This is a genomic window from Bradyrhizobium sp. 137 (genome assembly GCF_023074095.1).
Taxonomy (GTDB): Bacteria; Pseudomonadota; Alphaproteobacteria; order Rhizobiales; family Xanthobacteraceae; genus Bradyrhizobium.
Window position 1 is genome coordinate 35,290 of record NZ_JADPKU010000050.1, and the last position, 15,209, is coordinate 50,498.

A 15,209-nucleotide genomic window follows, 5' to 3' on the forward strand; every position below is an offset into this window, starting at 1 on the left:
ACGCGCGCGCCATTTCGGCGACCGCCAGCGGGCGATGACATCGCCACCCGACGCGCGGGTTGGTCGGAAGCCGACGAATCTCTGATCTAAATGGTGCGATGACGCTCGATAGATGCCAGATCAGGCGCTACTCCGAGGCCCGGCTCTTCGTCCAATTCAATCGTGCCTTCCCTCACGTTGAGGACCGGGCGGCAAAACAGATCGCGCAAGGGATTGTCGTTCGCGTCGACTTCCAGCCAGCCATTGCCTCCGATACCGGCGAGCAGGTGCGCGGATGCAAGCAAGCCAAGACCTCCGCCTAGATAGTGCGGGCAAAACGTCTTGCCCGCCTTCAGAATGTCGCGAGCCAGTGGAGCGCAGACACTCAGCCCGCCCCATTTCGCAATATCGGGCTGAACCACGCCGAGCACCTCTTCGGCCAGAACTTCCCTGAAACCCTCGGCGCTCGAAATGTTTTCGCCGGCGGCAATCGGCATCTTCGCTGCGGCGTGCAGCCTGCGCCATTCCTCGCGCGGCCGATCGGCGCGGATCGGCTCTTCCAACCAGCGCAGATCGAACTGGGCCAGCCGCGGCAGCATCTCCATCGCCTGCGTGACTGACCAGCCCTGATTGGCATCGGTAGCAAGCATACCGGGGCCGACGATCCGGCGCAGCGCCGCCAAATTGGCGAGGTCGGTCTCGGCGCCGAACCCGACCTTCAGCTTCAGCGCGCGATGGCCGCGCTCGAGCGCGGCCTCCGCCGTCTGCGCCGCACCGCCGGGATTGATGCCGCTGGCATAGACCTTGATCTTGCGCGACTGACCGCCGAGCAGCCGCCACAACGGCAGGCGCTGGCGGCGCGCGGAGAGATCCCACAGCGCGAGATCGATGCCCGCAATCGCCTGCGCGAACGGACCAGGTTCACCGCATTGAAGCGCCAGAACTTCGGTGCTTTTGGTCAGCGGCTCGAAGGCCTGGGCAGGACCCTCGAATTTGCGTCCGACGAGGCCGGGGGCGAGCACCTCGTTGACGAGCCGGGCGCGATGCTCCGCGCCTGGAGCCGGAAAGTTGCACCAGGCTTCGCCCCATCCCTCGACGCCGTCCTCGTCGACAGCGCGAACGAAGACGGCGGGACGGTCGAGCATCTTGCCGAACGACGTCACCACCGGCGTTGCCAGCGGATAGCGATAGCAGAACGCCTCGATCGCGCGGATGGTGAAGCTGTCAGTCGTCATGTTGCAGATCCTGCGGTCGAGATCGAAAAGCGGCGGGCGCCACTATCTCAACAGGCGCGCGCGAAGTCACCCGCCACGTGCTGCACCGCGAAACCATTTGCGCCGCAACATCCAAAATGAGACTGCCCGTCAAGCGGAACGAGGCGCCCGCGCATGCACCGCATGCGACTTCGGCTAGCCTTCCCGTCAAATCCGCCAGCCTTTCGAGCTGCGGGCGCCGCGCCGGTTGGCACGGCGACAAATCGACGGTACAGGGAGGAGCACAATGTCGAAATGCAGTGTGGGACTGCTGGCGCTGAGCAGCCTGTTTCTTTCAGGCGCCGCGATCGCTCAGGAGAAGATCAAGGTGGGCGTGACTGCGACGCTCGAAGGCACCTACACGGTGCTCGGCGAGGACGGCATGCGCGGCCACCAGACGGCCCTCAACGTGCTCGGCAAGAAGGTCGGCGACAAGGAACTCGAATTCATCGTCGCCTCGACCGACGCAACGCCCGACTCCGCCGTGCGCGCGGTGCGCAAGCTGATCGAACAGGACAAGGTGCAGATCCTGCTCTCACCGCTCTCTGGCGACGAGGGCATCGCGGTAAAGAATTTTGCAAAAACTCATCCCGAGCTGACCTTCATCAATGCGGCCTCCGGCGCCCAGGAAACGACTTATGTCGATCCGGCCCCGAACTTCTTCCGGTACAACATGGACGGCGCACAGTGGCAAGTCGGCCTCGGCAAATACGCCTATGACGAAAAGAAGTATCGCAAGATCGCGACCGTCGGCGAGGATTACTCCTTCATCTACACCCAGGTGTTCGGCCTTGTGCTCGAGTTCTGCGGTGCCGGCGGACAGGTCACCAACCGGCAATGGGTGCCGCTCGGAACGAAGGATTTCGCCTCGGTCATCGCCGCCCTGCCCGACGACGTCGACGCCATCTATCTCGGGCTCGGCGGCGCGGATGCCGTCAACTTTCTCAACCAGTATCAGCAGGCCGGCGGCAAGGCGCACCTGATGGGCGGTTCCATCATGATCGACCAGACCATCCTGTCGTCGAAGGGCAACGCCAAGAACGCGCTGATCGGCACCATTGCGGCGAGCGGCCAAGCCGATACCTGGGAGGATCCGGGCTGGCAGAAGTTCGTGAAGGCCTATCAGGACGCCTTCCCGCCCAACAAGCGCTTCCCGAGCCCGTCGCTGCTCGCGACCAACTATTATGATTCAACCATGGCGCTGATCCTTGCGCTGCGCCAAGTCAATGGCGACCTCTCCAACAACCAGGCGAAGTTCAAGGAAGCACTGGCGAAGATCGAGCTCGACGCGCCGAACGGCAAGATCAAGCTCGACTCCAATCGCCAGGCGATCGGCACCAACTTCGTCACCGAAGTCGTCGACGACGGCAAGGGCGCGCTGTTCAGCAAGGTCGTGAAGGTGATCCCGAACGTGAACCAGACGCTCGGCTATGATCCGGCCGTGTTCTCGAAGATCGGGCTGCCGAGCCGCACAGTACCGGAATGTAAGAAGTACTGACGCATCACGCCTGCACCGCGCTGGCGGAGAGCGACTTGCTGACGCGGTCGCTCTCCGCTCTTGCAATCTCGCCGGGGTTGTTGAACGCTGGCCGAAAAGACAAGAACATTCGGGAGGGGAAGGCATGAGCCGCGCGCTCGCCGTCTTCCACGGCCGGTTCGGCCGGGCGACGGTTTATCAGTTGAACCGCCCTTTCAATATCCACGCCCATCGTGAAGGTCATCTGATCTTCCATGTCGGCGGCATGCCGGCATGCATCGATGTCTCCAACGGGCATTATGATCTCACCGAATCCTCGGTCGTTGCCGTCAATCCGTGGGAGCCGCACAACTTCCTGCCGGCCGATGTCGACGGCGGCGCGATCTTCTTCGTGCTTTACGTCAACGCCGAATGGTTTGCGCCGGACGCATCCGGCTCCGACCGGTTGCGTTTCGGCCGCACCCAATTCAGGCGCACGCCTGCGCTCGACAAGCACATCAGGCGGACCGCCGCGCTCGTGTGCGGCGCACCATCGCTTTCCAGCCTCGATTCCGAGCTGAGGCGGCTGATCGACATCTGCTACGATGAAAGCTGGCAACAGGCCGAGATCGCGCGCGATCCGCGCGCCAATGGTGCCGTGACCGACTTCCGTGTGCGCAAATGCATCAGGCTGATGTCGGAGAGCCCCGGGGCCGAGATGGAGCTCGATAGGATCGCGCGGGAATCCGGTTTGTCTCGACCGCATTTCTACCGGCTGTTCCGCGTCCAGACCGGCGTCACGCCGAATCTCTATCTCAACACGCTGATCATGGAACAGGCGCTCGAAGCGCTGGTGGCGAGCGAGGCGCCGATCGCCGATATCGGCTTCGATCTCGGCTTCTCCTCGCAAAGCGGCTTCACCCGCTTCTTCGCCGCCAATGTCGGGATGGCCCCGACCGATTATCGTCGCGCGGCCAAAGTTTTGCGCACCTAGCCGCTGCGCGAAAAGATACTCACGATCAAACGTCCTCCTCGCAGCCCGGCTAGGATGTGGGCAACGCGATCTCGCTAGAGAATTGCGAGTCCAGGGAGGATGTTCGCCCATGGCAGGGCTCGCAGCCGATAACGGCTTGCACGCCGCCTCGTCCCACTTGCGGGGAGAGGGTTGGGGTGCACCCGCGCCGAAGCCCGTCATCGAGCGCGCCTTTGGCGCGACCCGTTGGACGCGACCGCTCCCCGGAAGCGGCAGGGTTATCGCATATGATCTCTTGGAGTGGTCTGAGCAAGCGCCTCGTCCTTCGAGACACCCGCTCCGCGGTCTCCTCAGGACGAGGCTAATTGGCATCCGGCCCGTTGAACCTGCTGCCGCACACTCCGCGCTCATCCTGAGGAGCCCGCCAAAGCGGGCGTCTCGAAGGATGGGCCGCAGGGAATCGCTTCCCATATGCGATTGCCCTGCCGCAAGCGGGGCGAGACCATGAGCCGCTTTGTCGAACGCCATCCCGTCTGGGCGCTGATCGTGATCATTGCCATTGCCGTCGTGCTTTGGCTGGTCTTCGCGGTCTGGCCGCCGGGCCTCGAAGAGGCGATCGGCCGCAAGCGCGTCTTCCTCAATGCCGTCTTCAACGGCATCACGCTCGGAGGGCTCTACTTCCTCGTCGCCAGCGGCTTCACGCTGATCTTCGGCCTGATGCGCAACGTCAACCTCGCGCATGGCTCGCTCTATCTGTTCGGCGGTTATGTCGGCTACGCCATCAGCGCCTCGACCGGCTCCTGGATCCTCAGCTTCATCGTCGCTTTCATCCTGACCGCCCTGGTCGGCGTCCTGCTCCAGTTGATCGTGTTCCGCCGGATGGAGGGACAGGATCTCAGGCAGACCATGGTGACGATCGGGCTTTCGATCGTATTCGCCGACCTCATGCTGTGGGCCTGCGGCGGCGACTTTTACCAGATCCAGACGCCGAATTGGCTGATCGGCCCGGTGGAGCTGCCGCTGATCACGGCGATCAAATCCTCAGGCGAGCCGGTCTATCTCAGATATCCGCTGGTGCGGCTCGTGATCTTCGCCGCTTCCGTGATCATCGGCGTGGCGATGTGGCTCGCGCTCAACCGCACCCGGATCGGCATGATCATTCGTGCCGGCGTCGATGATCGCGATATCCTTGCTGCGACCGGAGTGCGCATCCAGCTCGTCTTCGTGCTGGTGTTCGCCTTTGGCGCGGGACTTGCCGGCACCGCCGGCGTGGTCGGCGGCACGTTCCAGTCATTGTCGCCCGGCGAGGACATCCGCTTCCTGCTGGCGTCCCTCGTCGTCGTGATCGTCGGCGGCATGGGTTCGATCCCCGGCGCCGCACTCGGCGCACTGATCATCGGCCTCGCCGAACAGCTCGGCTCGGTCTACATCCCGACCTACGCCATCGTCGTGACCTTCCTGATCATGGTGCTGGTGCTGGCCATCCGGCCGCAAGGCCTATTGGCGAGGCGCTGAGATGTCGCTCGCCCACGATGCACGGCTTGCCGTACGCCCCGCCACAATGGCGCAGCGCCCGGCACGGACGTGGCCGGAGGTCAACAATCCCGCCGCCTGGATCGTCGCGGTCATTCTCCTGATCATGCCGCTGATCGCCAACGGCTTCTTTCTGATCGAGATCTTCGCCTCCACCTTGATCCTCGGCACCATGGCGCTGAGCCTGATGTTCCTCGCCGGCTATGGCGGCATGGTCAGCCTGATGCAGCTTACCATCGCGGGGTTCGCGGCCTATATGGTCGCCGTGTTCGGCGTCAGCGGCAATGCCAATATCAGCCTGGGCTGGCCGTGGTGGCTCGCGGTGCCGATGGCGCTGACGCTGGCGACCGCTTTCGGCACGCTCGGCGGCGCGCTCGCGGTCCGCACCGAAGGCATCTACACCATCATGATCACGCTCGCGATCGGCGCGGCCTTCTACTATTTCACCAACCAGAACTGGGCGATCTTCAACGGCCATACCGGTATCAACACCGTGGCCACGCCGCACTTCTGGGGCGTGAACTGGCGCGCCGACATTCCCTTCTACTACGTCGTGCTCGCGGTCGCCGCGCTCTGCTATTTCGCAGTCGAATATCTCTCACGCGCGCCCTTCGGTCTTGCCCTCCAGGGCGTGCGTGACAATCCCAGGCGCATGGCTGCGCTCGGCTTCAACGTCAATGCGCACCGCGTCGCCGCCTATGCGTTCGCCTCGTTCGTGGCCGCGCTGGCCGGCGTGCTCCAGGTCTGGAACTACCGTCAGATCTCGCCGGGGTCGGTCAGCGTCGGAGCCTGCATCGACGTGCTGATCATCGCCGTTGTCGGCGGCATCACGCGCCCGATCGGTCCCTTCATCGGCGCGCTGATCTTCGTGCTACTGCGCACCTTCGCGCTCGACTTCCTGGTCAGGCTTGGCCTCGATGGCAACCGCTTCCGCCTGCTGATCGGGCTCGGCTTCCTCGCCATCGTGTTCTGGTCCTCGGACGGCGTCATCGGCCTATGGCAGCGATGGCGCCAGCGTCAGCGCCGCGGCGCGGACCGTTCCGGCGGAGGGCGCCGTGATGGATAGCGTCGCTCAACGCCTCTCCGCCGTGGGCGCCGGCGCTGCGCTGGAGCTCCGCGGCGTGACGCGCCTGTTCGGCGCGCTGGCGGCGCTGACCGACGTCACCATCACGGTGCGTCCGGGTGAGCGGCGCGCGGTGCTCGGTTCGAACGGCGCCGGCAAGACCACGCTGTTCAATTGCATCACCGGCGACTTCCCGCCCTCCTCCGGCACCATCCGCTTCTTCGGCGAGGACGTCACGCACTTCCCGCCTTATGAACGCATCCGGCGCGGATTGCGGCGGACCTATCAGATCTCGGCGCTGTTCCCCGGCCTCACCGTGCAGGACAACGTCTATCTCGCCTGCCGCGGCGTCTCGCGCGGACGCTTCTCGTTTCTGCGTCCGGGACAGAACGACGCCCTGATGCATGCGGCGGACAATCTCGTCCAGGCCGTGCATCTTTCGGCCGTGAAGGACCAGCGCGTGGCCGAGCTCGCGCATGGCCAGCAGCGCCAGCTCGAGATCGCGCTCGCGCTCGCGGGCGCCCCGCGCTTTGTCCTGTTCGACGAACCGGCCGCCGGCTTGTCGCCGACCGAACGGGCCGAGCTGATCGAGATCCTGACCTCGCTGCCCGCGCATATCGGCTACATCATCATCGAGCACGACATGGATGTCGCTTTACGCGTCGTCGAGAGCGTCACGATGATGCACAACGGCCGCATCTTCAAGGAAGGCCTGCCGCAGGAGATCCAGTCCGATCCCGAGGTGCAGGAGCTCTACCTCGGAGGCGGTCATGAATGAGGTCCGCCGCAGCAAGGCCGCGCTCGAGGTCCGCGGCCTCGATGTCTACTATGGCCACTCGCACGCCCTGCAAGGCGTCGATCTCACACTGGAGAACGGTGTGTTCTCCGTCGTCGGCCGCAACGGCATGGGCAAGACCACGCTGTGCAAGGCGATCATGGGTCTGGTAGGCGTGAGCGGCGGCTCGATCCGCGTTCGTGGCGACGACATCACGCGGCGGCCTCCGGCCCAGATCGCCCGGCTCGGCGTCGGCTATGTGCCGCAAGGACGCCGGCTCTGGCGCTCGCTCAGCGTCGACGAGCATTTGCGGCTGGCCGGCGGCCTGCGGCCCGGCGCCTGGACTGTCGATCGCATCTACGAGACCTTCCCGCGACTCGCCGAGCGCAAGGATCACGGCGGCGGCCAGCTCTCCGGCGGCGAGCAGCAGATGCTCGCCATCTCTCGCGCGCTACTCACCAATCCGCATCTCCTGATCATGGACGAGCCGACCGAAGGGCTCGCGCCCGTCATCGTGGCGCAGGTCGAGGAGATGCTGCTGCGGCTCGGTGAGGACGGCGACATGTCCGTGCTCGTGATCGAGCAGAATATCGGCGTCGCCACCGCGATCTCGCGCAACGTCGCGATCATGGTCAACGGCCGCATCAACCGCATCATCGACTCCGCCCGCCTCGCCGCCGACCGCGAGCTCCAGCAGCGCCTGCTCGGCGTCGGGCTTCACGCCGAGCTCGAGCCGGATATCGACGTCGCCGCGCCCGGTGTCGAAGCCAGGCCGGCGCCGGCGCCACGCCGCGAGGGACCGATCCGCATCTACATCTCCAACCCGACGCTCCCGACCCGATGGTCGCAACCGGTACCGATCGCCCGCATCGAAGCTGCTGCGCGAACGGTCTCGACGCAAGTCACCCGGCTCGAAGAGACGACGCGGCGCAAGCGCGAGCCGGTGACGACGCAGGCCGCCGGCCCGCCTGTGGCGTTGGTCGTCGGCACGCTCGACACCAAGGGCGTTGAGCTGCGCTTCATCCGCGACATCATCGCAGAAAGCGGCCTGCGCACGCGGCTAGTCGATGTTTCCACGAGTGGCAAGCATTCGTCGTGCGATGTCTCCGCGCAGGAGATCGCCCTGAACCACAGCCGTGGCGGCGCAGCGGTGTTCGGCGCCGATCGTGGCGCCGCCGTGACCGCGATGGCCGATGCCTTCGCCAACTGGCTGCGGCGCCAGGGCAATGTCGTCGGAGTGATCTCGGCCGGCGGCTCGGGCGCAGCGTCTCTGGTCGCCCCGGGGATGCGCACGCTACCCGTCGGCGTACCCAAGCTGATCATCTCCTCCGTCGCCTCGGGCGATGTCGGGCCCTATGTCGGTCCCGCCGACATCACGATGATGTACTCGGTCACCGACGTGCAGGGGCTGAACTCGATCTCGCGGGCGGTGCTGGCCAACGGCGCCAACGCGCTCGCCGGCATGGTCAAGGCGCGGCTCGATGCCCGCGCCGCAGCGGCGCGCGAGGCCGGCGGCCTGCCAGCGGTCGGTATTACCATGTTCGGCGTCACCACGCCGGCCGTTCAGAAGATCGCGGCCGAGTTGCGTGATGATTTCGAATGCCTGGTGTTCCATGCCACCGGCGTCGGCGGACGCTCGATGGAGAAGCTCGTCGAGTCCGGCCAGCTCGCCGGAATCATCGACCTCACGACGACCGAGATCTGCGATCTGCTCATGGGCGGCGTGTTTCCTGCGACCGAAGATCGCTTCGGCGCGATCATCCGCAGCCGCGTTCCCTATGTCGGCTCGGTCGGCGCGCTCGACATGGTCAATTTTGGCGCGCCCGAGACTATTCCCGAACGCTACCGCGGCCGCAAGTTTCACGTCCACAATCCGCAAGTGACGCTGATGCGGACAACGGCCGAAGAGAACGAGCGCATGGGCCGCTGGATCGCTGAGCGGCTCAATCAGATGGATGGCCCTGTACGCTTTTTCCTGCCCGAGGGCGGCGTGTCCGCCCTCGATGCGCGGGGCCAGCCGTTCTGGGATCCAGACGCCGACACCGCGCTATTTCGCACGCTGGAGCGCACGGTGCGGCAGACCGGCAACCGCCAGCTCATCCGCGTGCCCAAGAACATCAACGATCCCGAGTTCGCCGCCGCCATTGTCAGTGCGTTCCGAACCCTGTTCGGCCGTACCAAGGTGCGCCGAAGAGTAGCGAGGTGACCGATGGCGAGGTTTGAACGCGCAGCGCTCCTGAAGACCTTTCGCGACATGGCAAGGCGCGGTGAGCCGATCGTCGGCGGCGGCGCCGGCACCGGTCTATCAGCCAAGTGCGAGGAAGCCGGCGGCGTTGATCTCATCGTCATCTACAATTCGGGCCGCTATCGGATGGCCGGCCGCGGCTCGCTCGCGGGTCTGATGGCTTACGGCGATGCCAACGCCATCGTCGTCGAAATGGCGAACGAAGTGCTGCCCGTGGTCACCAGGACGCCGGTGCTGGCGGGCGTCAACGGCACCGATCCATTCCGCGACATGGACGTGTTTCTCGACCAGTTGAAGGCGCTCGGGTTTGCCGGCGTGCAGAACTTTCCGACCGTCGGCCTGATCGACGGCGTCTTCCGCGCCAATCTCGAAGAGACCGGCATGTCCTATGCGCTGGAGATCGACATGATCGCCAAGGCGCACGACAAGGACATGCTGACCACGCCCTACGTGTTCAGCGAGAAGGAGGCCGCCGCAATGGCGATCGCCGGCGCCGACATCATCGTTTGTCACATGGGCCTGACCACCGGCGGCACCATCGGCGCGCAGACCGCACTGAAGCTCGAGGATTGTCCCGCGCAGATCGACATCTGGGCGTCCGCTGCGCTCAGTGTCAATCCGGACATTCTGGTGCTGGCTCACGGCGGCCCGATCGCGGATCCCGCCGATGCCGATTTCATCATGAAGAACACCCGCCATTGCCACGGCTTCTACGGGGCGTCCTCGATGGAGCGACTGCCCGTGGAGCGGGCGCTGACGGAGCAGGTGCGTCAATTCAAGGCGATCGGCGCGCGGTAACGCCGAAGGTACGAGGGAGGGAAAGATGTCGGGGATTCTCGTCGGTGAATTGATCCTCTGGCTGATCGTCGCGATCGTCGTGATCGTGGTTGGCGTCTACATCGTCAACTGGCTGTACCACCGCTCCTCGAAGGAGACCTCGTTCGTCCGGACCGGCTTCCTCGGCGAACGCGTGGTCATCGATGGCGGCGCCTTCGTGCTGCCGTTCATCCACGACTACACGCCGGTCAACATGAACGTGCTGCCGATGGGCATCGTCCGCTCCAAGCAGGACGCCGTGATCACCCGCGACCGCATGCGCGTCGACATCGAGGCCGACTTCTATGTCCGGGTCCAGCCGACCCGCGAAGCGGTCTCGATCGCGGCGGCGACGCTCGGCCGCCGCACCATGGAGCCCGAGCAGCTCCATGCGCTGCTGGCCGGCAAATTCATATCCGCGATCCGCTCGGTCGCCTCCGAAATGACCATGGAGGAAATGCACGAGCGGCGCGGCGACTATGTCGCACGCCTCAAGACCAATGCATCCGAAGCCCTCGCCCAGAATGGTCTCGAGCTAGAATCGGTCGCGATCACTGATCTCGATCAGACCGACCTGGAGTTCTTCAACCCGTCGAACCGGTTCGACGCCGAAGGCCTGACCCGCCTGATGGAGGATATCGAGGCCAAGCGAAAGCTGCGCAACGATATCGAGCAGGACTCGATGATCAAGATCCGCTCGCGCAATCTGGAAGCCGAGCGGCAGGCGCTCGAGATCGAGCGCGAGAGCGAGACCGCGCGCCTCGAGCAGGAGCGCGACATCGAGATGCGCCGCGCCCTTCAGCGCACCGAGGTTGCCCGCGAACGCGCGCTCCGCGAGACCGAGGCCGAACAGGCGCAGATTTCTGCGCGGGAGGCCATCGAGCGCGCGCGCATCGCCAATGATCAGGCGATCGCGGAGGCCCGCATCGCCTCCGAGCGGGAGACCCGGCAGAAGGAGATCGAGCGCACCCGTACCATCGAGGAGAAGGAACTGCTGGCGCGCGAGGAGATCGAGAAGACCCGGATCGCCAACCAGCGCTCGATCGACACCACCCGCATCGCTTCGGAGCGCGAGGTACGCCAACGCGAGATCGAGCGGATGCGCACGGTCGAGGAAGCCGAGATCGCCGCGCGCGAGGCGATCGAGAAGGCGCGGATCCAGCAGGATCGCGTCGTGACCGACGCCCGCATCGCCAACGACGAGGAGACGAGGCGCCGCGAGATCGAGCGCACGCGTGCCGTGGAAGAGGCAGAGATTGCCGCGCGCGAAGCCACCGAAAAGGCCCGCATCGCCCAGACCATGACGGTCAATGTCGAGCGCATCTCCTCGGACGAGCGCACCCGCGCGCTGGAGATCCAGCAGGTGCGAACAATCCAGGAGGCCGAGATCGAGGCTCAACGCGCGGTCGAGGCGGCCCGCATCGCCCGCGAGCGGACGCTCGCGGCAGAGCGCATCGCCGCCGAACAGAACACACGGCAACTCGAGATCGAGCGCAACCAGGCACTCGACGTCGCCGGCATCGCAGCGCGAGAAGCCACGGAGGCCACGCGCATCGCGCAGGAGGAGCGCGTGCGCTCGCTTGAGATCGCCCGCAACCGCGCCGTCGAGGAAGCTGATATCGCCTCGCGCGAGGCGATCGAGGCGGCCCGCATCGCCCAGGAGAAGGCGGTTGCGGCCGAGCGCATCCAGGCCGAGCGCGAAACCCGCGCACTGGAGATCGAACGGACCGGCGTCTTGGAGGCGGCCGAGCTGAAGCGGCGTGACGCGATCGAGCGCCAGCGTATCACGGTGGATCTGGCGCTCGAGGCCGAACGGATCAATTCCTCCAAGAAGCGCGAGGTGCTCAACATCGAGCAGAAGAAGGCGATCGAGATCGCCGACGAGGACCGCGTCATCGCGCTGTCCACCAAGAAGTCCGAGCGGATCGACGCCGATCGCCAGGTCCGGCAGGCAGAGATCGTCGCACGCAAGGAGGTCGAGACCACCGACGTCTCGCGCGAGCAGGCGCTGGAAGCCGCCCGGATCGAGCGGCGTCGCGCCATCGAGCAGCTCGAGGTTGCTCGGGTGCAATCCTTGCAGGAAGCCGAGATTGCCGCGCGCGAGGAAGTCGAGCGCGCGCGCATCTCCTCCGACCGCGGCCTCGACGAAGCCCGGATCGGCCGCGAACGCGAGCTGCGCAAGCTCGAAATCAATCGCGAGAAGGAGGTCGAGACCGTGCTGATGGAGAAGGCGATCGCAATCCACACGAAGTCGCTGGAGGAATCCGCAGCCAAAGCATCAGCCGAGGAAGCGCGGATGCGCGCCACAGAAGCCACCGAGCGGGTCATCACCGCTCGCGAGAACGAGATTGCCAAGCGTCGCAAGGGCGTAGAAATTCTCATCGCCGAGAAGCAGGCCGAGGAGACACGGATCGCCGCCGAGGCCGAGCGCGTGCGCGCGGCCGTGGAAGCGGAAGCGCAGCGATTGCTCAACGAGGCCGAGAACGTTCTCACCGACCAGGCGCGCTACTCCCTCTTCCGCAGAAAACTGCTCGACCGCATCGAGGGCATCGTACGCGAGAGCGTCAAGCCGATGGAGAAGATCGAGGGCATCCGCATCCTCCAGGTCGATGGCCTCAACGGCAATGGCCACGGAAACGGCAATGGCGGCCGCAGCGCCACCGACGAGGTGATCGATTCGGCGCTGCGCTACCGCGTTCAGGCGCCGCTGATCGACTCGATCCTGTCGGACATCGGCGTCGAGGGCGGCAGTCTCGCAAAAATGCCGGGCCTGATCCGCGAGGCGCGCGACATGCAGGGCATCAGGGATTCCGCGCGCAAGAGTGGCGGCGACAAGCCGGCCTCCCCGCCTGCGGCCGAAGGCGGCGAGCCGCCGGCCGAGCGCGGGCCGAGAAAGAAGAGCTGAGGTCTGATCCATGGCCCGCGTCTATGTCTCCACCGTCGTCAACGCCCGCAACGACCGCGTCTGGGCGCGGGTGCGCGATTTCAACGGCCTGCCGAACTGGCATCCGGCCATCGCCGAAAGCCGGATCGAGGGTGGCGCACCCGCCGACAAGATCGGCTGCGTCAGGGATTTCCGCCTGCGCAACGGCGACCGCATTCGCGAGAAGCTCCTGGGCCTATCCGACTACGACATGTTCTGCACCTACTCGATCCTGGAATCGCCGATGGGCGTCGAGAACTACGTCGCGACCTTGCGGCTGACGCCCGTCACCGACGGCGACCAGACCTTTGTGGAATGGACCGCCGAATTCGACTGCGCGCCGGAGCGCGAGACCGAGCTCGTCAGCAACATCGGCGGCGGCGTGTTCCAGGGCGGCTTCGACGCCTTGAAACGCGTGTTCGGAGGTTAGCCGTGCCGCATATCGTCAAGAGCACGATCCTGAGCGCACCGACCGATGCGGTGTGGGACCTGCTGCGGGATTTCAACGGCCACGACCGCTGGCATCCGGCGGTTGCGACCTCCTCGATCGAACGCGCTCAGGCCTCCGACAAGATCGGCTGTATCAGGCGCTTCAAGCTCAAGGATGGCTCCGAGCTGCGCGAGCAGTTGCTGGCGCTGTCCGACCTCGAACAGACCTTCAGCTATTGCCTGCTCGATACCCCGATCCCGATGTTCAATTACGTCGCCCATGTCCGACTGCTCCCGGTGACCGATGGCGACCGCACCTTCTGGAATTGGGAATCGCGCTTCACCACCAAGCCCGAGGATAGGGACCGCATCACCCACATGGTCGCGGAAGACATCTACCAGGCGGGATTCGAGGCGATCCGCCGCCATCTGAAGGAGGCCGCCTAACCATGGCTGTGACCGTAAAGACCTTTGCCAGCGCCAGCGAAGCGGCCGGGGCCATATCCTCGGACCGCAGCGCGCGCTATCTCGGCGGCGGCACGCTGGTGATGCGGGCATTGAACGAGGGCGACGTCTCGATATCGACCATCGTTCGCGCCAGTGACCAGGCGCTGAGCCGGATCGATGCGTCCGGCCCACGCATCACGCTCGGTGCCGGCGTCACTTTCGCGAGAATTCTCGGCGAGCGGGACCTCGCTTTCCTGCACGCGCCCGCCCGTTCGATCGGCGGGCCCGCCGTGCGCAACATGGGCACCGTCGGCGGCAATCTGTTCGCGCCCAACCCTTACGGCGATTTCACCGTGGCGCTGCTGGCGCTCGACGCCACAGTCGCGCTGCAAGGCGGCTTCGGCGCCCGCGACATCGCGATCGAGGAGTTCCTGCAATCGCGCGAGCGGCAATCCGGTGCGTTAGTCCTCTCGGTCTCCTGCACCCGGCCGGCCAACGCCGAGGCCTTTCGCTATCGCAAAGTTGCCCGCATCAAGCCGAAGGGCGGCTCGGTCATCACGCTGGCCGCACATCTGCCGGTCAGCGGCGGGCGCATCGCCGGTGCTCGCATTGCGCTCGGCTCGATGGCGGCGACCCAGATCCGCGCCAAGGCCGCGGAACGTGCCCTCGAAGGACGCACGCTCGATACCGCGAACATCAATGCAGCCGCCTCTACCGCAATCGAGGGCACATCGCCCGCGGACAACGCGCTCGGCAGCGCCTGGTATCGCCGCGAGATCGTCGGCGTCCATCTCCGCCGTTTGCTGTCCGGTCAGGAATAGACAAGGACCAACATGTCCAAGACGCCTCTGCAATTTCGTCACAACGGCCGCGACGTCGCCATCTTCGTCGATGGCGGCGCCAACTTGCTGGTCGCCTTGCGCGAGCTGGTCGGTGACATGACGCCTAAGTTCGGCTGCGGCCAGGGCGGCTGCGGCACCTGCAGCGTGCTGATCGACGGAGAACTCCACCTCTCCTGTCTGACGCTCGCCGAGACCGTCGCGGGCCACTCCGTCGAAACGCTCGACGGCCTCAAGCAGGGTCCGAACCTGCACCCGCTCCAGCGCGCCTTTGCCGACAATTTTGCCGCCCAATGCGGCTATTGCACGCCGGGCATGCTGATGGCCGCGAAGGCGCTGCTCGACCGCAATCCGTCCCCGAGCCGGGCCGACGTGATCGAGGCGATCTCCGGCAACATCTGCCGCTGCACCGGATACGAGCCGATCATCAATGCCATCCTCGCCGCCGCCGGCGGCCGGGCCAGCGCCTGAGGTCAGA

The 15,209-nt window shown here is 65.5% G+C and carries 13 protein-coding genes; 12 read left to right on the forward strand and 1 reads right to left on the reverse strand.

Annotation, left to right across the window (positions count from 1 at the left end; all coding sequences use genetic code 11):
• Window positions 1-86 precede the first annotated feature (86 nt).
• Window positions 87-1,214 carry a mandelate racemase/muconate lactonizing enzyme family protein gene (locus IVA78_RS12480; RefSeq protein WP_247465488.1) on the reverse strand — a complete coding sequence of 376 codons (1,128 nt, stop codon included), beginning with the start codon at window positions 1,212-1,214 and terminating at the stop codon, window positions 87-89.
• Between the two features lie 265 nt (window positions 1,215-1,479).
• Between IVA78_RS12480 and IVA78_RS12485 the strand changes: the two genes are divergently transcribed.
• The 12 genes from IVA78_RS12485 (at window position 1,480) to IVA78_RS12540 (ending at window position 15,202) form a co-directional block, all read left to right on the forward strand.
• A complete protein-coding gene (locus IVA78_RS12485; protein WP_247278130.1) occupies window positions 1,480-2,730 on the forward strand; it encodes an ABC transporter substrate-binding protein in 1,251 nt (416 codons plus the stop codon).
• A gap of 124 nt (window positions 2,731-2,854) precedes the next feature.
• A complete protein-coding gene (locus IVA78_RS12490; protein WP_247278131.1) occupies window positions 2,855-3,682 on the forward strand; it encodes an AraC family transcriptional regulator in 828 nt (275 codons plus the stop codon).
• A gap of 483 nt (window positions 3,683-4,165) precedes the next feature.
• Entirely contained in the window at window positions 4,166-5,176 is a 1,011-nt protein-coding gene (locus tag IVA78_RS12495; RefSeq protein WP_247278132.1) for a branched-chain amino acid ABC transporter permease, read from the forward strand.
• Window position 5,177: 1 nt separating this feature from the next.
• Entirely contained in the window at window positions 5,178-6,260 is a 1,083-nt protein-coding gene (locus tag IVA78_RS12500) for a branched-chain amino acid ABC transporter permease (protein WP_247278133.1), read from the forward strand.
• Window positions 6,253-7,035: an ABC transporter ATP-binding protein gene (locus tag IVA78_RS12505; protein ID WP_025035423.1), complete on the forward strand. Its 783-nt coding sequence runs from the start codon at window positions 6,253-6,255 to the stop codon at window positions 7,033-7,035. Before IVA78_RS12500 ends, IVA78_RS12505 begins: the two co-directional genes overlap by 8 nt.
• Window positions 7,028-9,238 (forward strand): ABC transporter permease, encoded by a 2,211-nt coding sequence (locus IVA78_RS12510; protein WP_247278134.1) that lies wholly within the window; start codon window positions 7,028-7,030, stop codon window positions 9,236-9,238. The genes IVA78_RS12505 and IVA78_RS12510 overlap by 8 nt, the downstream gene beginning before the upstream one ends.
• A 3-nt stretch (window positions 9,239-9,241) precedes the next feature.
• Window positions 9,242-10,075 (forward strand): phosphoenolpyruvate hydrolase family protein, encoded by an 834-nt coding sequence (locus IVA78_RS12515; RefSeq protein WP_247278135.1) that lies wholly within the window; start codon window positions 9,242-9,244, stop codon window positions 10,073-10,075.
• A gap of 25 nt (window positions 10,076-10,100) precedes the next feature.
• Entirely contained in the window at window positions 10,101-12,998 is a 2,898-nt protein-coding gene (locus IVA78_RS12520) for a flotillin family protein (protein WP_247278136.1), read from the forward strand.
• Between the two features lie 10 nt (window positions 12,999-13,008).
• Window positions 13,009-13,446 (forward strand): SRPBCC family protein, encoded by a 438-nt coding sequence (locus IVA78_RS12525; protein ID WP_247465491.1) that lies wholly within the window; start codon window positions 13,009-13,011, stop codon window positions 13,444-13,446.
• 2 nt (window positions 13,447-13,448) lie between these two features.
• Complete coding sequence (locus IVA78_RS12530) at window positions 13,449-13,892, forward strand: SRPBCC family protein (RefSeq protein ID WP_247278137.1); 444 nt, start codon at window positions 13,449-13,451, stop codon at window positions 13,890-13,892.
• A 2-nt stretch (window positions 13,893-13,894) separates the two neighbouring features.
• Complete coding sequence (locus IVA78_RS12535) at window positions 13,895-14,713, forward strand: FAD binding domain-containing protein (protein ID WP_247278138.1); 819 nt, start codon at window positions 13,895-13,897, stop codon at window positions 14,711-14,713.
• A 12-nt stretch (window positions 14,714-14,725) separates the two neighbouring features.
• The gene (locus tag IVA78_RS12540; RefSeq protein WP_247278139.1) at window positions 14,726-15,202 is read left to right on the forward strand and encodes a (2Fe-2S)-binding protein; all 477 of its coding nucleotides are present in this window, start codon (window positions 14,726-14,728) and stop codon (window positions 15,200-15,202) included.
• The last annotated feature ends 7 nt before the right edge of the window (window positions 15,203-15,209 follow it).